Annotated in this window: 15 protein-coding genes, 4 tRNA genes, 3 rRNA genes and 1 other annotated feature (1 of these 23 cut by a window edge); of the genes, 19 read left to right on the top strand and 3 right to left on the bottom strand. The window is 44.7% G+C overall.

The features are described 5' to 3' along the window. The first annotated feature begins 34 nt into the window (after nt 1-34). From WSWS_RS07255 to WSWS_RS07170, 19 genes are all read left to right on the top strand, one after another. Nucleotides 35-406, top strand: coding sequence for an FtsB family cell division protein (locus WSWS_RS07255; RefSeq protein WP_070230630.1), 372 nt, complete (start codon nt 35-37; stop codon nt 404-406). A gap of 103 nt (nt 407-509) precedes the next feature. Continuing rightward, complete coding sequence (gene tilS / locus WSWS_RS07250) at nt 510-1,484, top strand: tRNA lysidine(34) synthetase TilS (protein ID WP_070230629.1); 975 nt, start codon at nt 510-512, stop codon at nt 1,482-1,484. Nucleotides 1,485-1,554: 70 nt separating this feature from the next. Further along, a complete protein-coding gene (hpt, locus tag WSWS_RS07245; protein ID WP_114981459.1) occupies nt 1,555-2,142 on the top strand; it encodes a hypoxanthine phosphoribosyltransferase in 588 nt (195 codons plus the stop codon). 168 nt (nt 2,143-2,310) lie between these two features. Next, nucleotides 2,311-4,386, top strand: coding sequence for an ATP-dependent zinc metalloprotease FtsH (gene ftsH / locus WSWS_RS07240; RefSeq protein ID WP_070230628.1), 2,076 nt, complete (start codon nt 2,311-2,313; stop codon nt 4,384-4,386). Nucleotides 4,387-4,546: 160 nt separating this feature from the next. Then, on the top strand, nt 4,547-6,232 hold the full coding sequence (alsS, locus tag WSWS_RS07235) for an acetolactate synthase AlsS (RefSeq protein ID WP_070230627.1): 1,686 nt from the start codon (nt 4,547-4,549) through the stop codon (nt 6,230-6,232). Between the two features lie 66 nt (nt 6,233-6,298). Continuing rightward, complete coding sequence (gene budA, locus WSWS_RS07230; protein WP_070230626.1) at nt 6,299-7,015, top strand: acetolactate decarboxylase; 717 nt, start codon at nt 6,299-6,301, stop codon at nt 7,013-7,015. A gap of 138 nt (nt 7,016-7,153) precedes the next feature. Beyond that, nucleotides 7,154-8,071, top strand: coding sequence for an Hsp33 family molecular chaperone HslO (locus WSWS_RS07225; RefSeq protein WP_070230845.1), 918 nt, complete (start codon nt 7,154-7,156; stop codon nt 8,069-8,071). 55 nt (nt 8,072-8,126) lie between these two features. Beyond that, nucleotides 8,127-9,611, top strand: coding sequence for a lysine--tRNA ligase (gene lysS / locus WSWS_RS07220; RefSeq protein ID WP_070230625.1), 1,485 nt, complete (start codon nt 8,127-8,129; stop codon nt 9,609-9,611). A 477-nt stretch (nt 9,612-10,088) separates the two neighbouring features. Continuing rightward, nucleotides 10,089-11,665, top strand: a 16S ribosomal RNA gene (locus WSWS_RS07215). 80 nt (nt 11,666-11,745) lie between these two features. Further along, a tRNA-Ala gene (locus WSWS_RS07210) sits at nt 11,746-11,818 on the top strand. A gap of 212 nt (nt 11,819-12,030) precedes the next feature. Further along, a 23S ribosomal RNA gene (locus WSWS_RS07205) occupies nt 12,031-14,947 on the top strand. A 93-nt stretch (nt 14,948-15,040) separates the two neighbouring features. Further along, a 5S ribosomal RNA gene (rrf, locus tag WSWS_RS07200) occupies nt 15,041-15,157 on the top strand. The 16S, 23S and 5S rRNA genes sit together here with 3 tRNA genes alongside, the layout of an rRNA operon. A 5-nt stretch (nt 15,158-15,162) precedes the next feature. Next, nucleotides 15,163-15,235 (top strand) — tRNA-Asn (locus WSWS_RS07195). A 6-nt stretch (nt 15,236-15,241) separates the two neighbouring features. Then, nucleotides 15,242-15,314, top strand: a tRNA-Thr gene (locus WSWS_RS07190). A gap of 138 nt (nt 15,315-15,452) precedes the next feature. After that, nucleotides 15,453-15,587, top strand: a complete 135-nt coding sequence (locus WSWS_RS08300; RefSeq protein ID WP_257784810.1) for a hypothetical protein — start codon at nt 15,453-15,455, stop codon at nt 15,585-15,587. Between the two features lie 132 nt (nt 15,588-15,719). Next, nucleotides 15,720-15,792 (top strand) — tRNA-Asn (locus WSWS_RS07185). Between the two features lie 118 nt (nt 15,793-15,910). Beyond that, entirely contained in the window at nt 15,911-16,228 is a 318-nt protein-coding gene (gene trxA, locus WSWS_RS07180) for a thioredoxin (protein ID WP_070230624.1), read from the top strand. Nucleotide 16,229: 1 nt separating this feature from the next. Continuing rightward, nucleotides 16,230-17,378 (top strand): amidohydrolase, encoded by a 1,149-nt coding sequence (locus tag WSWS_RS07175; protein ID WP_070230623.1) that lies wholly within the window; start codon nt 16,230-16,232, stop codon nt 17,376-17,378. 244 nt (nt 17,379-17,622) lie between these two features. Beyond that, nucleotides 17,623-18,615 (top strand): DUF3114 domain-containing protein, encoded by a 993-nt coding sequence (locus WSWS_RS07170; RefSeq protein WP_070230622.1) that lies wholly within the window; start codon nt 17,623-17,625, stop codon nt 18,613-18,615. 105 nt (nt 18,616-18,720) lie between these two features. On the opposite strand, the gene WSWS_RS07165 is transcribed toward WSWS_RS07170, so the two are convergent. From WSWS_RS07165 to WSWS_RS07155, 3 genes are read right to left on the bottom strand one after another with little or no spacing between them, the layout of a single operon-like run. Further along, nucleotides 18,721-19,833: a vitamin B12 independent methionine synthase gene (locus tag WSWS_RS07165; RefSeq protein ID WP_070230621.1), complete on the bottom strand. Its 1,113-nt coding sequence runs from the start codon at nt 19,831-19,833 to the stop codon at nt 18,721-18,723. A 16-nt stretch (nt 19,834-19,849) separates the two neighbouring features. Next, nucleotides 19,850-20,329, bottom strand: coding sequence for an S-ribosylhomocysteine lyase (locus WSWS_RS07160; protein WP_070230620.1), 480 nt, complete (start codon nt 20,327-20,329; stop codon nt 19,850-19,852). An 11-nt stretch (nt 20,330-20,340) separates the two neighbouring features. Next, the gene (locus tag WSWS_RS07155; RefSeq protein ID WP_070230619.1) at nt 20,341-21,240 is read right to left on the bottom strand and encodes a MetQ/NlpA family ABC transporter substrate-binding protein; all 900 of its coding nucleotides are present in this window, start codon (nt 21,238-21,240) and stop codon (nt 20,341-20,343) included. A 65-nt stretch (nt 21,241-21,305) separates the two neighbouring features. Beyond that, nucleotides 21,306-21,531 (bottom strand) — a binding site (T-box leader); it runs 25 nt beyond the window's last position.

Genomic DNA, 21,531 nt, shown 5'->3' with positions numbered 1-21,531 from the left:
AGTAGGAAAAGTAAAGGGCAGAAGGGGGTGTATTATGGCTAAACGACCTAATAACATTGTGAATATCAATGACGAAATCGTCGAAAGTTATGATGCACCACGAGCTAAGTATGAACGTCGTGTTTACAAGCGCCGCCACCGTAGGGTTATCATCGTGATGGCTGTTGCGTTTGTATTGGGCGTGCTTGCCGTTGGCTTACAGGTTCCGAAATTACATGAGGCACAGGCGAGTGTTCGTCAGCAGCAGAAGGTTTTGGCTAAGGTGAAGAAAGAAAATGCTCAGCTAAAGCAAGAAAAACAGAATTTGAAGGATGATGATTACGTGGAAAAGTTGATTCGTCAGCGTTACATGTATACAAAGAATGGTGAGACCGTCTTTAACATCACTGATTCTTCAAGCGACTAAAAAACTGCTGAGGCGTAATTGCTTCGGCAGTTTTTTGTAAATTAATGATGGTATTGGTGAGACACGGGTATGATCCCTAGTGATTTTGTAAAGGAAGCAGCAGATGAAAGTTAATCAGATTGCGCTTAAGTTGATTAAATATATCCGTGAAAACCAACTTTTTTCAGCGTCTGATCATGTGGTTGTCGCGTTTTCTGGTGGCTATGATTCATTGCATCTAGCAACTTGGTTGACGGATGGTAGCTTACCAGTTGATTTGCAGCCACGGGTCAGCTTGGTGTACATCAATCATGGACTACGTTCGGATGCCGATATGGAAGAGGCATTTGTTGCGGATTGGCTTGCGACACATGGCCAACGCTTTGAAAATATTATGATGGCCCAGATGGATTGGGATGAGGTACCAACGAGTGGGGTGGAAGGCCTTGCGCGGGAGCGACGGTATGAAATCTTGCAACGCTATGCAGACCTATGGAAAGCAAGTAAGGTTATTACGGCCCATCATCGTGACGATCAGGCAGAAACCATCTTGTTTAAATTAATTAGAGGCAGTCGTTTGGCCCAGTTAGCTGGGATGACACCAACGATAACGTGGAATGGGTTGACGATTGTCCGACCACTGCTCCAGTTGGCAAAGCATGAACTGCCAAACATTGTTGCCCAACCAATTACGCATTGGATTGAAGATAGTACGAATGCCGATCTGCATTATGCGCGTAATCGCATTCGGCGAGTGATTTTGCCTGAAATGCGGCAAATCAATTCAGCAGTGAGTGATCATATTATTGATTCTGCTGATCAATTAACCGGGATGATTGCATTAGCCCAACAAGGAATCTCGCGGGGGATGGTCGAAATCGACGCGGGACAATTTGACTGGCAGCAACCAGAAAACCAAGTGTTGTTGATTTTGCAAAGTTGGTTGGAAAAGCAGCACGTTTATGTAGTGAAAGACCGGCAGTTACAACAAGTGATTCAACTCATGCAAAATAGGAGTGTCGCACAAGGGACGGTTAATCTGGAAGCTGGGTTGCAACTTGTGCGTGAAAAAAGTCATTTATTCGTTAAACATTATTAATAATGACTTAATAAACGATGCATTTCATGCTAAACTTAACTTTGTGTATATATTGAAGGAGAAATTTAACATGAGCCAATGGGACATGAATAATGATATTGAACGCGTATTGTATAGCGCTGAAGATATTGCCGCAGCAGCTAAACGTATCGGCGAGGAATTGGCTCGTGACTATGAGGGACGTACGCCAATCATCCTTTCCGTTCTCAAGGGAGCAGCGTTGTGGACGGTTGACGTCATGCGTCACATGCAATATTCAGAAGTCGAATTTATTAACGTATCAAGCTACAATGGTGGCGTGGCTAGTTCAGGTGAAGTCAAGCTGGTGACAGATATTACATCTGATATTAAGGGACGTGATATCATCATTATGGAAGATATCGTGGACACTGGTCGTTCACTTCGCTTTATGCTTGATATGTTGATGGAGCGTGGTGCTAAGAGTGTTAAGGTGGCTAGCCTTTTAGATAAGAAGGATGGTCGTGTGGTTGAGGCTAATGTTGATTACATTGGTTTCGATGTGCCAAAGGAATTTGTGGTGGGTTATGGTCTGGACTATAAGGACTTGTATCGCAACTTGCCATATGTTGGTGTCTTGAAGCTTGAAGTATACGCCCCAGAGCATCAAGATGTTGTGGATATTACACCAGAACACTAATGCTTAGTTTGGTATTAATGTGAGCAAAATTTGATATAATAGGATACATTGAGTGCATGTGCAAGATTGCAAATGGCTTAATTAACAAGGCCATTTATTGAAGGAACTAGGCTAGATTGTAGGGATCTAGTATAGTCTGCTTCAAGACATGTCCGGTAGGAGGAATAGATGAACAATCGTCCGAATGGTAATGGCGGCAACGGGAATAATTTCGTGCGCAATAGCTTGTTCTACGTGATTGTGATTTTGGCGATTTTAGGATTAGTGTATTGGTTCGCTGGACCGACACAATCTACGAGCGTCAAGAAAGTCACAACTTCTGAATTTATTACTCAGATGAAGGACAAGCAAATTAAATCAATCGAAATTCAACCGGGTGCCGGAGTATATGACATTACGGGAACATATCGTAAGGCTCAGACATCTGACTCTTCAAGTGAAGACTTGTTAGCTAAGATTTCTGGTTCAAAAACGACAAAGGTAACAACATTTACCACACAAGTATTGTCTAATGATCCAGTAGTTGAAGAGATTCAAACAGCTGCAGCGAAGACTAATACTGACATCACAACGAAGCCTGAATCATCAAATATGTGGGGTAGTGTCCTTGTGACATTGGTACCAGTGTTATTGATGATTGGATTCTTCTACTTGATGATGGGTGGCATGCGTAACGGTGGCGGTAACGGTGCTGGGGGCATGATGGGCTTTGGTAAATCAAAGGCTAAACCATCTAATCCTGAAGATAACAAGATTCGTTTTGGTGATGTTGCTGGTGCGGAAGAAGAAAAGCAAGAATTGGTCGAAGTGGTCGAATTCTTAAAGGATCCAGCCAAGTTCACTAAGTTAGGTGCTAAAATTCCAAAGGGTGTCCTTCTTGAAGGACCTCCAGGAACTGGTAAGACCTTGCTTGCCCGCGCCGTTGCTGGTGAAGCTGGCGTACCATTCTACTCAATTTCAGGTTCTGATTTCGTCGAAATGTTCGTCGGTGTTGGAGCATCACGTGTTCGTGATTTGTTTGAAAACGCTAAGAAAACTGCGCCATCAATCATCTTTATTGATGAAATTGATGCTGTTGGTCGCCAACGTGGCGCCGGCATGGGTGGTGGTCATGATGAACGTGAGCAAACTTTGAACCAGATGTTGGTTGAAATGGATGGTTTCGAAGGTAATGAAAGTGTCATTGTGATGGCAGCTACTAACCGTGCCGATGTTTTGGATCCAGCCTTGCTCCGTCCAGGTCGTTTTGATCGCAAGATTTTGGTTGGTCGTCCTGACGTTAAGGGTCGTGAAGCTATCTTGAATGTCCATGCTAAAAACAAGCCTTTGGCTGCTGATGTGGATTTGAAAGAAATTGCTAAGCAAACACCTGGCTTTGTTGGTGCTGATTTAGCTAACTTGTTGAATGAAGCAGCTTTGTTGGCTGCACGTCAAAACAAGTCTGCCATTGAAGCCGTTGACGTTGATGAGGCAGAAGATCGCGTGATTGCTGGACCTGCTAAGCGTGATCGGGTCGTTTCTGAAAAGGAACGTAAGACAGTTGCTTATCACGAAGCTGGTCATGCCATCGTTGGTCTGGTATTAAATGATGCGCGCGTTGTGCATAAAGTTACGATCGTACCGCGTGGTCGTGCGGGTGGTTATGCCATCATGTTGCCACGTGAGGATCAAATGCTGATGAACAAAACGGACGCCATGGATCAAATCGCTGGTTTGATGGGTGGTCGTGCGGCGGAAGAAATTGTTTTCAACCAACAATCATCAGGCGCTTCAAACGACTTTGAGCAAGCTACTGGCATTGCCCGTTCAATGGTTACTGAGTATGGAATGTCTGACAAGCTTGGTATGGTACAGCTTGAGGGTGGTGGTCAACCATTCTTAGGTCGTCAATATGGTGAATCACCAGCATACTCAGATCAAACCGCCCATTTGATTGATGAAGAAGTTCGTCGTTTGACGACTGAAGGTCATCAAAAGGCGCATGATATCATCGTAGAGTATGCTGATAAGCACGAAGCCATTGCGCAAGCCTTGTTGAAGTACGAGACGTTGGATGAGAAGCAAATCTTAAGTTTGTTTGAAACTGGTGAAATGCCAAAGGATAGTCGAACGGGAGATTATGCCTCAGATCCAATGACTTATGATCAAGCACTTGAAGAAGCAAATCGTAAGGTTGCTGAATCAGTTGAAGGTCATCGTGAATCTGGTAAGGCAGAAGTGCTCGAACCGCATTCAGATAAGTAAAAAATAGATAGTGAGTAGACTGCATTGGTCTACTCACTTTTTTTGCTAGTTAGTGAACAAAAGTGCTGTATATCTTGATCAAGTCGACTTTTATTTTACAAACACGCATTAAATTATGGTAATATCAAAGGCATTAATATAAGAAAAGGAAGCGTAAAAAATGGCTAAGAAGAAGTTTGGAGCTGACATTATTGTTGACTCATTGAATAACCATGGCGTTAATTATGTTTTTGGTGTGCCTGGTGCGAAAATTGATCGGTTGTTTGAACGATTGGAATTACCAGCAGCAGATCAAAAGTCACCCAAGCTAATTGTTACGCGCCACGAGCAAAATGCGGCCTTCATGGCACAAGGATTTGCGCGCATCACCCGGCAGCCTGGGGTGGTGATTGCGACCTCTGGACCTGGAGTGGGTAACTTGGCAACCGGTCTAATGACTGCTACAGCCGAGGGTGACCCAGTCGTTGCGTTGGGTGGCCAAGTCCCCCGTAAAGATCTTTACCGGTTGACACATCAATCAACCAAGTCCGTCGCATTGTTTGAGTCAATTACAAAATATGCGGTTGAAGTACAAGATGAGAACAACCTTTCTGAAATTTTGGCGAATGCTTTTGTGGCCGCTCAAGATGGGAAAAAAGGGGCTTCATTTGTCTCAATTCCACAAGACGTAGATGATGCGGAGATGCCTGAAGGAGCACAAGCGCTACCAAAGGCCGAGGATCCACGGATGGGGGCGGCTTCATTGCAGGATATTAAGTGGTTGGCTGAACAAATTAAAGCCGCTAAGTTACCAGTTATCCTAGTTGGGCAACGTGGTTCTGATGATGAATCAGTAGCTGCTTTGAACACATTGCTCCACGAAACCAACTTACCAGTTGTTGAGACATTTCAAGGAGTCGGGGCCATTGGTCGTGATTTAGAAGATAAGGCTTTCTTTGGCCGTATCGGCTTATTCCGTAATCAAGTTGGAGACCGTTTGTTAAAGCAATCAGATTTGGTCATTACTTTAGGGTATGATGCGATTGAATATGAGCCTCGTAATTGGAATGCAGAAAAGAACTTGCGTATCGTAGCTTTGGACACGGCGGCCGCTCAGATTGATAATAATTTTGCACCTGAACGTCAGTTGATTGGTAATTTGGCAGAAACCCTAACCTATTTGCAAGCTGAGATTGCCGGCTATGAAATTAAGCCTGAATCACAAGCAATTTTGGATCAATTTTTAGCAGAGTTGAAAGCAGCCGATGAGCCTGATTTCCAACCAGCACCAGGGTTGAACCATCCATTGGCGATTATCAAGGCGTTGCAAGATCATGTCACTGATGACATGACTGTTTCCAATGACATTGGATCACACTACATTTGGATGGCTCGTCATTTCCGTTCATACAAGCCCCGTCACTTCTTGCTGTCAAACGGCATGCAAACGCTGGGCGTTGGATTGCCATGGGCCATGGCAGCTGCCTTAGTACGTCCTAATGCCAAGTCGGTTTCGGTTTCCGGTGACGGTGGATTCTTCTATTCAGGTCAAGAACTTGCAACGGCGGTTGCGTTGGGCTTGAACATAGTTTCAATCGTCTGGAATGATGATCATTACTATGACATGGTTAAGTTCCAAGAAGAAAAGAAATATGGCTCACACGCTGGCGTAAAGTTGGCGCCAATTGATGTTGTTAAGTATGCTGAGTCAATGGGTGCCAAGGGGTTGCGTGTTGAAACGCCAGACCAATTAAATGCAGTTTTGGACGAGGCTTTTGCAACGGAAGGTCCTGTTGTCGTGGATATTCCAGTGGATTATTCACACAATATTGACTTGGCTGAAAGCATGGTTGCTGAAATCGGTTAAAGTAGATCAAAAAAGCAGTGGTGACACTGCTTTTAGTACATATCGTATCAAGAAAGAGATGGCAAAATGGCAACAGTTTATCAACATGGTACTTTAGGAATGTTAATGGAAGGTCTGTTCGCGGGCACAATTACCTGGGCCGAAGTCTTAAAACACGGAGATACTGGTATCGGTACGCTGGCCGGATTGAACGGTGAAGTGATTGTCATCAATGGTGAGGTTTACCAAGGTGAGGCCAGTGGTAAAGTCAATCACATCACTGATTTATCGACGACAACCCCCTTTGCAACAGTGGCGTTTTTCGATGAAAATGCAGTTGCGATGACTTTACCAGCACTCTATGAAGGTGGGTTAGATCGTTTTGCTGAAGAGCAGCAGATTCAAAATACATTTGCTTTGTTTGAATTACACGGTTCATTTAAGCACGTCAAAATTCGCATTGCCCCAAAGTCAGAAGAACCTTATCCGACTTTGGCAGAAGTCGCTGACAATCAACCTGAATTTGAAGCAGATGAGATTGATGGTACGTTGTTAGGATTCTTTTCACCAGCACTCTATGAAGGTGCGGTCGTTGCCGGCTGGCATTTGCATTTTATTTCAGATGATCGAACATTTGGTGGTCACCTGCTCGATTACACGGCTGGTGACTTGGAAGGTAATTATCAAATTTTCGATGATTTCAATTTGCATTTACCAATTCAAAATCAAGCGTTCCGTGATTATCATCAGGATATGCAAGGTTTGGCCGAGAGTATTCGCGCGGCCGAAGGTACTGCAGAATAAAACTAATTTAGGTGTAAATGGACGGTATGTGAGTTTCACATGCCGTTTTTTCTATCACGACATGAATGAATTAAACATGATAGAATGAATAAAGAATTCTTGATGGCAATCGTCATTGAATCGGATAAGGGAGATAACATGGTAGATACATTAATTCGTACAATTACGAATGATAATAATTTCCGTGTGATTGCGCTTGAAGCAACTGACTTGATGAATGTTGCCAATAAATTTCATGATGCAACCACATTGGGTACTGAAATTTTAGGACGAGCACTGTTATCGTCGTTGTTGGTGTCAAACGCAGTCTTAAAAGGAGACGAACGCTTGGCCGTTGTCATTGATGGTAAAGGTCCGGCTGGCCGGGTCGTCGTCGAAGCCAGTGCCACTGGTGAAGTCCGCGGTTATGTCGAAAATCCGCGGGTACAAGTGCCACTAAATGCTAAGGGTGGTCAAGATGTGGCTACAGCTGTCGGTAATGATGGGATGGTCAGTGTCACTAAGCAAATGGATGCTTACAGTGAAGAGGGTGGCAACCACGTTGAACAATATACTGGGTCAGTTGAATTGTTAAGTGGGCGCATCGATGACGATTTGACTTACTATATGATTAAGTCAGAGCAAATTGATTCAGTCGTGGTGGTTTCAGTAGATGTACAACCAGATGGTACTGTGAAGTCCGCTGGTGGCTTTATTGTTTCTGCGCTGCCAGATGCTTCTAAGGAAGCTTTGGATGCGTTTTATGAGCAAGCTAAGAATCTGGGTGATATGTCAGTATTACTTGCAAAGGGTGATGGACCAGTCGCGATCGTCAAAGCACTGTTTGGGGATGCCATCAAAGTATTGAGTACGACTGAGGTTAACTTGTTTCCAAGTATTACAAAGCGTGAGTATGCACGTATGTTGATGACTTTACCTTTGGAACAACTTCAAGAATTACTGGAAGATGATCACGGTGTCGAAATTGTTGATAAGTTTACGGGAGAAGCCATTCAATTTGACGCTTCTGAATTACAAGTGATTATCGGTGAAAAAGCGGCTGAAGGCTTGAACTAAGCCTAAATATTGGTAAACTTATACAGACAACTATTTTAGAAGAGGAAGATTAAACATGGCTGAGCAAGAAGTGTCATTGAATGACCAAATGATCGCCCGTCGCGAAAAGATGACGGAAATGCGTGAAGCAGGAATTGATCCGTTTGGACACCGTTTTGATCGCACGCATGAGGCTGCAGCATTGCATGCTTCATACGATGAAAAGACGATTGAAGATTTAGAAGCAGCGGCAATCGAAGTGACGATTGCAGGTCGTATGATGACTAAGCGCCGTTCAGGAAAGATTACTTTTGCTAACATTAAGGATCGTACTGGTCAAATTCAAGTGTTTGTCCAAAAGCCTGTTGTTGGCGAAGAGGCCTATGAATGGCTGAAAAAGGCTGATTTGGGTGACATTCTTGGCTTTACTGGTAAGGTGATGAAGACTAAAGCGGGTGAGCTTTCAATTAATGTTGAATCTTTGACGCACTTGTCAAAAGCATTGCGCCCATTACCAGATAAGTTCCACGGTTTGACTGATAAGGAAATTCGTTACCGTAAGCGTTACTTGGACCTTATTACAAATGATGAATCATATGATCGGTTTGTGAAGCGTTCAAAAATCATTTCAGCGATTCGAGCTTATATGGATGCCGATGGGTTTATTGAAGTCGAAACGCCCATTTTGCAAAATGATGCTGGTGGGGCAGCAGCTCGGCCCTTCTTGACCCATCATAATGCGATGGACATGGACATGGCTTTACGTATTGCCCTTGAATTGCATTTGAAGCGTTTGATCGTTGGTGGTATGGAAAAGGTATATGAGATTGGTCGTAACTTCCGTAATGAAGGTATGGATCCGATGCATAATCCTGAATTTACTTCAATGGAAACATATGCTGCCTATTGGGATTTTGAAGATGTTATGACGGAAACGGAAAATATCTTTAAGGCTGCGACAGCGGTTGTGTCAGACGATTTAAAAATCACTTATCAAGGAACCGAAGTAGATTTGAGTAAGAAGTTTGCGCGCAAGCACATGGTCGATTTGATTAAAGAACAAACGGGTATTGATTTCTGGCAACCAATGACCCTAGAAAAAGCAAAGGCTTTGGCGGAAGAAAACCATATTAAGGTTGAACCTTTCTGGGGAGTTGGACACATCATCAATGAATTCTTTGAAGAATTTGTCGAGGATACAATCATCAATCCTACTTTTGTGTATGGTCATCCAGTCGAAGTTTCACCATTGGCTAAGAAGAACGCCGAAAATGATCGGTTTACTGATCGTTTTGAGTTGTTCATCCTAGGTAAGGAATATGGAAATGCGTTTACTGAACTAAACGATCCCATTGATCAACGGGAACGGTTTGAAGCGCAAGCAGCTGAAGCGGCTTCTGGTAATGATGAAGCAGAAGGTATTGATGAAGACTTTATTGAGGCTTTGGAATACGGTATGCCCCCAACTGGTGGTCTAGGAATCGGTATTGACCGTCTAGTAATGCTGTTGACTGACGCGCCATCAATTCGTGATGTTTTGTTGTTCCCAACAATGCGTTAATGAGATTATAAAGAGCATGTACAGATTCTGTGCATGCTCTTTATTTGTATTTTGATATAAATTTATGTTGTTGGAGGGCTGATATCGTGATGCTATAGGGCCTCTTTTGATTATTAGGTGGTCTGATCAGACACGACAAATCGTTCGGAAAAAATTAATGAAACAAAGTAGTTGACGAACTTTGGGGGATGCGGTATATTATTCAAGTACCAAATTTGGTAACGGAAACGCTTACTTGATTGATACAAAACTTATCAATAAAAAGTGTTGACATTGAGTTAACATGTTGGTAAGATATAAAAGTTGTCAAAAGCAACGAAGTAGGACATTGAAAACTGAATAACGTTTCGATGATCAAATGTGTAGGGTCTTCAAATTTTAGAATTTGAAGCAAAAAAACATTTGCGAAGTCAATTCGCTAGTAAATTCGTTTAACATTGGTTAAACACAACAAAGATTGAGTTATACTCAAGCTTTCAAATTGAGAGTTTGATCCTGGCTCAGGATGAACGCTGGCGGCGTGCCTAATACATGCAAGTCGAACGCCTTGTGGTTTTAATGAATAGCGTGCTTGCACAATATGATTTAAAACAATGCAAGGAGTGGCGAACGGGTGAGTAACACGTGGGAAACCTACCTCTTAGCAGGGGATAACATTTGGAAACAGATGCTAATACCGTATAACACTAAAAACCGCATGGTTTTTATTTGAAAGATGGTTCTGCTATCACTAAGAGATGGTCCCGCGGTGCATTAGTTAGATGGTGAGGTAATGGCTCACCATGACGATGATGCATAGCCGAGTTGAGAGACTGATCGGCCACAATGGGACTGAGACACGGCCCATACTCCTACGGGAGGCAGCAGTAGGGAATCTTCCACAATGGGCGCAAGCCTGATGGAGCAACGCCGCGTGTGTGATGAAGGGTTTCGGCTCGTAAAGCACTGTTGTAAGAGAAGAATGTACTTGAGAGTAACTGTTCAAGTAGTGACGGTATCTTACCAGAAAGGGACGGCTAAATACGTGCCAGCAGCCGCGGTAATACGTATGTCCCAAGCGTTATCCGGATTTATTGGGCGTAAAGCGAGCGCAGACGGTTATTTAAGTCTGAAGTGAAAGCCCTCAGCTCAACTGAGGAATTGCTTTGGAAACTGGATGACTTGAGTGCAGTAGAGGAAAGTGGAACTCCATGTGTAGCGGTGAAATGCGTAGATATATGGAAGAACACCAGTGGCGAAGGCGGCTTTCTGGACTGTAACTGACGTTGAGGCTCGAAAGTGTGGGTAGCAAACAGGATTAGATACCCTGGTAGTCCACACCGTAAACGATGAGTGCTAGCTGTTCGAGGGTTTCCGCCCTTGAGTGGCGTAGCTAACGCATTAAGCACTCCGCCTGGGGAGTACGACCGCAAGGTTGAAACTCAAAGGAATTGACGGGGACCCGCACAAGCGGTGGAGCATGTGGTTTAATTCGAAGCAACGCGAAGAACCTTACCAGGTCTTGACATCCTTTGACCACTCCAGAGATGGAGCTTTCCCTTCGGGGACAAAGTGACAGGTGGTGCATGGTTGTCGTCAGCTCGTGTCGTGAGATGTTGGGTTAAGTCCCGCAACGAGCGCAACCCTTATTGTTAGTTGCCAGCATTCAGTTGGGCACTCTAGCGAGACTGCCGGTGACAAACCGGAGGAAGGCGGGGATGACGTCAAATCATCATGCCCCTTATGACCTGGGCTACACACGTGCTACAATGGCATATACAACGAGTCGCCAACCCGCGAGGGTGCGCTAATCTCTTAAAGTATGTCTCAGTTCGGACTGTAGGCTGCAACTCGCCTACACGAAGTCGGAATCGCTAGTAATCGCGGATCAGCACGCCGCGGTGAATACGTTCCCGGGTCTTGTACACACCGCCCGTCACACCATGAGAGTTTGTAACACCCAAAGTCGGTGGGGTAACCTTTATAGGAGCCAGCCGCCTAAGGTGGGACAGATGATTAGGGTGAAGTCGTAACAAGGTAGCCGTAGGAGAACCTGCGGCTGGATCACCTCCTTTCTAAGGAAAATCGGAAACCTACACAGCGTTGAAACGTTATTCAGTTTTGAGTGTCTTACACTCACAATATATTATCCCATGGGGAATTAGCTCAGCTGGGAGAGCACCTGCTTTGCAAGCAGGGGGTCATCGGTTCGATCCCGATATTCTCCATTGGCCCACGTGAGTGGACCACTTATTAGTTCTTTGAAAACTGAATCATATTAATGTAAATTTTTAAATTTCAATTTAAATTAAATTGAACCGAGAAATACACCGCGTTATTTTTTTGAGTTTTAAAACAAGTTCATTACTTTAATTAGTAATAATCGCAAGTGACCTTTATGGTCACATACTCGAACTTGAATCATCAGCGTAAGCTGATAGGTTAAGTTATTAAGGGCGCATGGTGGATGCCTTGGCACTAGGAGCCGATGAAGGACGGGACTAACACCGATATGCCTCGGGGAGCTGTAAGTAAGCTTTGATCCGGGGATTTCCGAATGGGGGAACCCAACTTGTTATGCAAGTTATCAGCAGTTGAATACATAGGCTGTTTGAAGGTAGACGTTGTGAACTGAAACATCTCATTAGCAACAGGAGTAGAAAGAAAAATCGATTCCCTGAGTAGCGGCGAGCGAAACGGGAAGAGCCCAAACCAAGATGCTTGCATCTTGGGGTTGTAGGACTGTCGTTGTGGAGTTACAAAATGGTTTGTTAGTTGAAGTGGTTGGGAAGCCACGCGAAACAGGGTGATAGCCCCGTAAACGAAAGCAAGCCATCTCCCGTACAGGATCCTGAGTACGGCCGGACACGTGAAATCCGGTCGGAATCTGGGAGGACCATCTCCCAAGGCTAAATACTACCTAGTGACCGATAGTGAACCAGTACCGTGAGGGAAAGGTGAAAAGCACCCCGGAAGGGGAGTGAAAAAGTTCCTGAAACCATGTGCCTACAAGAAGTTAGAGCCCGTTAATGGGTGATAGCGTGCCTTTTGTAGAATGAACCGGCGAGTTACGATCCCATGCGAGGTTAAGGTGGAAAGACCGGAGCCGAAGCGAAAGCGAGTCTGAAATAGGCGAGATAGTATGTGGTTGTAGACCCGAAACCAGGTGACCTACCCATGTCCAGGGTGAAGGTGTGGTAAGACGCACTGGAGGCCCGAACCTGTGCATGTTGAAAAATGCTAGGATGAGGTGTGGGTAGCGGTGAAATTCCAATCGAACTTGGAGATAGCTGGTTCTCTCCGAAATAGCTTTAGGGCTAGCCTCGGAATGTAGCGTCTTGGAGGTAGAGCACTGTTTTGGTGCGGGGCCCATCTCGGGTTACCAAATTAAGATAAACTCCGAATGCCAATGACGTATGTCCGGGAGTCAGACAGTGAGTGATAAGATCCATTGTCGAAAGGGGAACAGCCCAGACCGCCAGTTAAGGTCCCTAAATGTGTGTTAAGTGGAAAAGGATGTGGAGTTGCACAGACAACTAGGATGTTGGCTCAGAAGCAGCCATCATTTAAAGAGTGCGTAATAGCTCACTAGTCGAGTGATTCTGCGCCGAAAATGTACCGGGGCTAAACACACTACCGAAACTGCGGGTGCCACGTAAGTGGCGCGATAGGAGAGCGTTGTAAGGGCGATGAAGTCAGACCGTGAGGACTGGTGGAGCGCTTACAAGTGAGAATGCCGGTATGAGTAGCGAAAGACAGGTGAGAATCCTGTCCACCGTATGACTAAGGTTTCCTGGGGAAGGCTCGTCCTCCCAGGGTTAGTCGGGACCTAAGGCGAGGCCGAGAGGCGTAGTCGATGGATAACAGGTTGAGATTCCTGTACCAGGTGAATATGTTTGAACGATGGAGGGACGCAGAAGGCTAACAGAACCCAGCGGCTGGAAATGCTGGGCTAAATCACAAGTCTTGGAAGTAGTTAAATGCTTATTCCTCATAGGACAAGTGATGATAGGGACCGAAATAAAGTAGGGAAGTCTGTGATGTCACGCTGCCAAGAAAAGCTTCTAGTTAGTATTTACCTGCCCGTACCGCAAACCGACACAGGTAGTCGAGGAGAGCATCCTAAGGTGTGCGAGTGAACTCTCGTTAAGGAACTCGGCAAAATGACCCCGTAACTTCGGGAGAAGGGGTGCTCAGCGCAAGCTGAGCCGCAGTGAATAGGCCCAGGCGACTGTTTATCAAAAACACAGGTTTCTGCAAAATCGTAAGATGACGTATAGGGGCTGACGCCTGCCCGGTGCTGGAAGGTTAAAAGGAGTGCTTAGCTTCGGCGAAGGTACGAATTGAAGCCCCAGTAAACGGCGGCCGTAACTATAACGGTCCTAAGGTAGCGAAATTCCTTGTCGGGTAAGTTCCGACCCGCACGAAAGGCGTAACGATCTGGGCACTGTCTCAACGAGAGACTCGGTGAAATTTAAATACCCGTGAAGATGCGGGTTACCCGCGACAGGACGGAAAGACCCCATGGAGCTTTACTGTAGCTTGATATTGAGTGCTTGTGCAGCTTGTACAGGATAGGTAGGAGCCGTAGAAGTCGGAACGCTAGTTTCGATGGAGGCAATGGTGGGATACTACCCTCGTTGTATGATCACTCTAACTCACACCACTCAGCGTGGTGGAAGACAGTGTCTGGCAGGCAGTTTGACTGGGGCGGTCGCCTCCTAAAAAGTAACGGAGGCGCTCAAAGGTTCGCTCAGAATGGTTGGAAATCATTCGCAGAGTGTAAAGGCACAAGCGAGCTTGACTGTGAGACTTACCAGTCGAGCAGGTACGAAAGTAGGACTTAGTGATCCGGTGGTTCCGCATGGAAGGGCCATCGCTCAACGGACAAAAGCTACCCTGGGGATAACAGGCTCATCTCCCCCAAGAGTCCACATCGACGGGGAGGTTTGGCACCTCGATGTCGGCTCATCGCATCCTGGGGCTGTAGTCGGTCCCAAGGGTTGGGCTGTTCGCCCATTAAAGCGGTACGCGAGCTGGGTTCAGAACGTCGTGAGACAGTTCGGTCCCTATCCGTCGCGGGCGTAGGAAATTTGAGAGGAGCTGCCCTTAGTACGAGAGGACCGGGGTGGACGTACCTCTGGTGTATCAGTTGTTCCGCCAGGAGCATCGCTGAGTAGCTATGTACGGATGAGATAAACGCTGAAAGCATCTAAGTGTGAAACTCGCCTCGAGATGAGATTTCCCATTCAGAAATGAAGTAAGACCCCTTATAGATGATGAGGTAGATAGGCTAGAAGTGGAAGTGCTGCGAAGCATGGAGCGGACTAGTACTAATGGTTCGAGGACTTAACCAAGTAGTAACAGATAACGTGGTTTCAAAGTTCAATGCAATTTACAGAGATATGATTCAGTTTTGAGAGAACTAAACTCTCACTAATTAAATACCGTGTCGTGATGATGGCACTGAGGTCACACCTGTTCCCATACCGAACACAGCAGTTAAGCTCAGTAGCGCCGAAAGTAGTTGGAGGATCGCTTCCTGCGAGGATAGGACGTCGCGATGCATTATTCCGAATTAGCTCAGTTGGTAGAGCACACGACTGTTAATCGTGCTGTCGTCGGTTCGAGCCCGACATTCGGAGTCTGTTGCCAACTTAGCTCAGCTGGCAGAGCATCGGTATCGTAAACCGAGGGTCGGCGGTTCGAGCCCGCCAGTTGGCATAAAAGTAAGAGATATTAGTTGTATAACTAATATCTCTTTTTTGTTGGTTAAAAGTTGCTCAGCAACTAGCTGACATGCGGTGTTTGGCCAGTAAATAGGGTATACTAAGTATACGAAATAAAGTGAGGTGAGCTGTAATGAAGGCAGAACATTTAGAAGAAGTTCGTGACTTAATTAATTCCTTGGCGACGGTGGATGAAGTTGCTACTGTCCAAGATCTGTTAGATGAACGACGTAAAGTGTTGGTCGACGGCCAACGTAATTTAGATTGATCATGGTTAAAGCCATAGTTGTCAGACTAATCACGAACTAATAATAAGTGAATTGATTAATGTATGTTGACATCCAAAATGGAATTAGCTACAATATTATCTTGTGGTGAGAAATCACTAAAAGATAATTATTCCGAATTAGCTCAGTTGGTAGAGCACACGACTGTTAATCGTGCTGTCGTCGGTTCGAGCCCGACATTCGGAGTCCCCCCTTTTGAAAAGACGTTTAGCAGATATGCTGAACGTCTTTTTGCTACATTTTGAGAAAAGTACAAACCCGTGTATACTATACTTATATTAAAAAAGAATTAGAGGAAAAAGCAATGGCTGTACAACCAATTACCGATAAAAATTTTATGCAAGAGACTAATCATGGTGTCACAATTACTGATTTCTGGGCTACTTGGTGTGGTCCATGTCGCATGCAATCACCAGTTCTTGAAGTGTTGTCAGAGAAGATGGATAAGGTGCACTTTACCAAGGTTGATGTTGATGAGAACCCTGCTGTGGCAGAGGCGCTTGACATTCGTGCGATTCCAACATTGTTAGTCAAAAAAGATGGTCAAGTGGTCAATCGTATCACCGGCTACACTCCCCTGCATGAATTAGAGACAATTTTGAATCAATACGTGGAGGGCTAGTATGGCGGGTGAGTTAACATTAGATGAGCTTGTTGAGATTCGTCATTATCTTCATCAACACCCTGAACTTTCGCTAGCTGAATATCAAACCACGGCATTTATCGCGCAAAAGCTAGATGAGTGGGACATCGATTATTCACGGGCAGGTCTGAAAACAGGGCTAGTTGCAGAAATTGGCCCCCAGGATGCAACGGAAATTGTTGCAATTCGAGCTGACATTGATGCCTTACCCATTCAAGAACAAACAGCGCTCTCATTTGCATCAGTGAACGAGGGTGTCATGCATGCTTGTGGACACGACTTACATATGACCTCCCTGCTCGGGGCTGCCTACGCCTTAAAGCAGATGGAGCAGTCATTGAGCGGACGGGTCCGGCTATTCTTCCAGCCGGCTGAGGAAGTTAATGGCGGTGCCTTACAATTAATCGAGCAGGGATACTTAGACAATGTTAAGGCAATCGCTGGTTTTCACAATATGCCAGACTTGCCAGTGGGTGATGTGGCTATCTTGAATGATGTGGTGTTTGCTGGGGTAGATCGTTTCAAGGTTACCCTAACTGGTTTGGAATCCCACGCAGCAATGCCACAAAATGGTGCTGATCCGATCGTCGCAGTTAGTGGGATTATCTCTGCTTTACAAACAATTGTCGCGCGTAATGTGGACCCAATGAATGCGAACGTCCTATCCGTGACTCATGTGGAGAGTGGTTCGACTTGGAATGTATTACCCACGACAGCTTGGTTTGAAGGTACCATCCGCACCTTCAACAATGCGGATCAGGTGCGTATCAAGGAGCGTTTCGTTCGCCTAGTTGAGGATTTAGCATCTGGTTATGGTGTTGAAGCGACCATTGTCTGGGTGATGGATCCACCAGCACCCGTCACGGTGAATGATAATAATCTTGCAGCGGCTTTTCGCGCGCAGATGCCCACGACGATGCACCAAGTAACCGTTCGACCAAGTAGTGTGGGCGAGGATTTCTCTCATTATACGTTGCATGTGCCGGCTGTTTTTGGACTGATTGGTTCAAACGGTGGCGCGGCGCTGCATCAAGCGACCTTAACCATTGATGATGGCGCGCTTCCTTATGCGATTGATTACTATCTCAATGCAGTTGAAGCAATGCTTAACTTCAGTAAAGAGGCTTAAAGCGCGACACCGTTTTATAGATCCTAGCATCTGTGAAGATGGTGCTGGGACATTTTTTCTAAAAACAAGATGACAGTGACCACTTCTTAAACCGCTTAAGTCTCTGCAACTATGTGGAGACTTTTATGCATGGTAGAATTATTTACAATATTGCTAAGAAACGCGCAAAATCAGTCCTTTTCACCCCATCAAAATTGAATTCCCGTTAAAATAGAAGGGACAATAGGAAGACTGAGGTGACATCATGAGTTCAACTCGACAACAACTTGAAATGCAAGTTCAAACACTTCGTGAAGAGGGCTGGTCTGAATTTGCCATTTCTGAATATATGCAACATATTGAGGCAGAAAGTATCCTGGAAAACGTGACGATCATCGAGGATAGTTGGGAAGCGGCGCATCGAATTGGTTCAAAATTGTTTAATCATATGTTATTTGATGATGCTGAACTGGCAACCGATGCAAAGCTAAATATGTTTTATAGACTGCTTGGAGCACGCATTGATCAGTTTAATTTTATGCAGCTCTATCGTGTGGCGGATAAAACATTTCGCTTTCCAGCAGGTGAAGCTGAATTAATCGTGTATTTTCAGTTTGTCGATCAGTTTGTACAATTGATACAGGAAAAATATGCCACGCGTGGTCTGTATGATATTTGGGATCATCAAATGAGGTATTGGTTGAGTCTGCCAATCATTGACTTTATTTTTATAGATGAGCAAACGCAGCAAAACGGACGATTTAGTTCGGAACGTAAGCAATTCGAAAAGTGGCTTGAAAAAACCCGCATCATACATTATCCATTTGGTAAGTCAAATCCACGCTTGCACAATCGTTATTCTAAGGGTGAACTTGAAACTATTGACGTGAAAACCAAAGACTTGAATATCAAAGATCAATTCATTGGTGATGAAGGCTATCATGTGGAGGTCGTCTTCAATAAAGATGGGAAGGCAATCAGCCAGTGGAATGTTTTGCGTGAAACCGTCGACGGTAAAATTGTATCGAATCCTGCAGAGTATTCGACGCCAGAGTTACTGCAAATTGCGAATACTGAATCTGTCAATTATGCCGAGATTGGTGGTGCTGATCATAATCGCTTAGACGTCAAGCCGGCTAATTTAATGTTTGGTATGGAAAGTCTGGTGCGACGACGGGCTAAAAGAGCATTCAAGGCGATACCAATTGATCAATTTAATACGATAACCCGAAACAAGTGGGCTAAAAATAAAGCATAACCAATTAACAGCTTATTAAAGCATCAAAAGCCGTTCGTCATCAATTAAGATGACGAATGGCTTTTTGAATAATAAGCATACTACCGATTTGATAGATGACTTGGATTAATCACCCCAAACTGCGGTAGCAACCTCGCCAACGCGTTTTAGTTTGTCCCATTGTTGCGCAATGGTTAAGACATTGCCTTCTTCAGTAGAACTAAAACCACATTGTGTTGAGATGCCTAAATTCTGTAAGGGGACAATTTGAGCGGCCGCTTCGATGCGGGCTTTCACATCTTCAACAGTTTCTAAGTCAGGACTTTTAGAGGTTAAGAGACCAAGAACCAGCTCAACATTTTCGCGACCGTTCCAGATGTCAGCTAGTGGGGCAAAATCACCGGAACGCTCATCATCATATTCTAAGAAGAAGGTATCATAGTTGAGGGCCCCGAGATACTTGGCCACTGGCGCGTAGCCTCCTTCAAATAGATAGGTTGATTTAAAATTACCGCGACAAATATGGGTTGCGACGCGAAGATCTTCAGGCAAATCCTTCAGAGCCTCATTAATTACCCAGACACCATCTTGCGCAATCTTTTCATACTTGGCATGGGCGATGGGATCATCCTTTGATTCGTTCAACTTGGCGATCAAAAAGGCCCAGGTAGTATCATCAAGTTGTACATAACGTGACCCCAAATCGTAGTAGTGTTGCAAGGTATCGTGGTATGTCTTGGCCAAATCTGTTAGATAATCTTCCCAAGTGTCATAAAAATTAAGGGCTAAGTCTGAACGACCATCACGGAAAAGTAATGTCGGTGCCGGGATGGTCGTCTTCACTTCGACACCATCTGGCGCAATACTCTTTAAGTAACTGAAGTCGTTAAAGAAAGGGTGATCAAAATTTGCTGAGAGCTTGCCGTTAATGCGCACATTCGTCGCACGAGTTTTTGCACCATGAAAGGCGTACGATGCGGCTTGATCATAAGCTTCAATACCGTTCAAATTCCATAAGAAATCCAGGTGCCACCAGCTACGACCAAATTCACCATCAGTGATAACATGTAAACCAGACTTAACTTCATTATCTACCAAGTCATCAACGAGTTGATGTTGGGTGGTCAGTAGTTCTGCAGCAGAAATTTTGCCAGCATCAAGATCGGCACGGGCTTGTTTCAGTTCATTGGGACGCAAGTATGAACCGACATGATCAAAATGGAAATGAGTTTTAGACATAAAATAATCCTCCGAGTTAAGCTTCAACAACGTGGCGTTCAAACGGATCGTCTGACAATCCTTGGGCCAAAACGATCTTGGCCCATTCACGAGCTGAATGTAGTGAATGGTCTTTATAGTTACCACATTCTTCCATAGTGGTAGCAGGGACATCTTCCCAAGTCACAGTGGTGGCAATTTTACGCAACACACGTGTCAAAGTTTCCGCAAGTTCGGTGGGTGTATAGGGTTCCCATGAGATGATATGGAAACCAGTCCGACATCCAAATGGTGAAATATCAATAATGCCATCTAGTTCATCGCGCACCAAACTGGCAAATAAATGTTCCAATGTATGGATACCACTGGTTTCAATGGCGACTTCATTTGGTTGTGTCAAACGAAGATCATAATTAGTGATCCTACCACCGTGTGGTCCGTTTTGAGCCTCAATTAAACGAACGTAGGGGGCTTTTACTTGAGTGTGGTCAAGGGTAAATGATTCAACTTCTGCCATGGTTTTCTCCTTTATTTGGCTGTGCTTACATAACTAATGGGCTTTTTAACTTCAAACTTGGTGCCCTGGTACTGCTTTTTGATGTACTTCTGAATTTTCTTGTTATGGTATAACTTTACTAATTTCTTGAAAGTCTTGTTATTGGCATCCTTTTTGGCAGTTGCCAATAGGTTGATGTTGGCCTTTGTATCGGCATCGACCTTTTCATAGAAGAGAGCATCTTTGAGAACATTGTAGCCACCTGATTGTGAGATCGAGTTTGACATCAAAACTGCGGCTACGGAATCATCTTTAATCACGCGTGGTCCAGTCGTGTCATCAATTTCATAAAATTTGAAATGGTGGGGATTTGATTTAATTTTATTCAAACCATCCAAATCACCAAAATCCTTGTCTAAGGTAATCAAACCAGCGGCTTGTAATAGGCGTAACCCACGCGCTTCGTCGGCTAAGTCCTTAGCGACGGCAATTTTTGCGCCGTCAGGAATCTGGCTTAATTTCGTGTACTTCTTAGAGTAGATGCCCATCGGTTCCAAGTAGGTTAGGCCAATATTGGCGAGTTGTTCCTTTGGATGCGCCTTATTAAAGGCGGCAAAATAACCGTATGACTGGAAAGCATTGACATCCACTTTACTTTCAGCAGTTGCCAGGTTTAGCGTGGCACCATCGGTAAATTCTTTGACTTTAATTTTGAGGTGCGCCTGTTTAGCAACGGATGATTTGGCGATGTGCCGCCAAATATCAGCATCACTTGTTACTGATCCAATGACCACCGTCTTAGTCTTGCTGGCTGCGTGAACCTGTTGTATGCCAACGACTGAAAGGTTAATCGCAGCACTTGCGGTAACCAAAGCTAATGCAGAAAGATAAATTTTCTTGCGTGCGTCATGTTGTTGATCAAGATTTGACATATAAATTCCTACCCTCAAAAGATTTGTAAACATAAAAAAACCCGTGAATCAGCGTCATTGCTGATTCACGGGACGAATAATCGTGGTACCACCCGAGTTTTAGTTATGGTTATCCATAGCTACTCAATACGTGCAGCGAAACTATTGTTCGCGATACGCTGTGCTATAACGGGCACTCCCGGTGAAGACTAAAGCACTGCATTCGCCTTCGCTAGACTCCAAGACCATTTTCAATAGCGTTTCATTACTGGTTCACACCAACCACCAGCTCTCTGATAATTACTCAGCTAG

Source organism: Weissella soli (genome assembly GCF_001761545.1).
GTDB classification, from domain to species: domain Bacteria; phylum Bacillota; class Bacilli; order Lactobacillales; family Lactobacillaceae; genus Weissella; species Weissella soli.
Note: the sequence above shows the minus strand (reverse complement) of the source record. Positions and strands in the feature narration are given on the sequence as shown.